The following is a 239-nucleotide window of genomic DNA, read 5'->3' as shown; positions in this document are numbered from 1 at the left end:
TTTCGCATATTGCACGCCTGCGGGGGGATGAGAAGCCCCGACCGGGGTTCGACTGCTGGCGCAGCCAGCTGGACAGATGACGAGCCTGTGAGGAATCTGCCCGCAGGGCGAGCAAAGCGAGTCAATCCCCCCCTCACCGCCATATTTTAAGAAGAGCTCGTGCGCAAGTACGGGCTTTTTTTTCGCATATTGCACGCCTGCGGGGGGATGAGAAGCCCCGACCGGGGTTCGACTGCTGG

The 239-nt window shown here is 61.1% G+C and carries 1 other RNA gene; it reads left to right on the top strand.

The annotated features are described in order from the left end of the window. Positions 1-6 precede the first annotated feature (6 nt). Positions 7-142: non-coding RNA, RtT sRNA (locus KQJ18_RS24545), on the top strand. Positions 143-239 lie beyond the last annotated feature (97 nt).

Origin of the sequence: Citrobacter sp. S55_ASV_140 (genome assembly GCF_018919505.1) — a bacterium.
Lineage (GTDB): Bacteria > Pseudomonadota > Gammaproteobacteria > Enterobacterales > Enterobacteriaceae > Citrobacter > Citrobacter werkmanii.
This window is presented reverse-complemented; position numbering and strand designations above follow the sequence as displayed.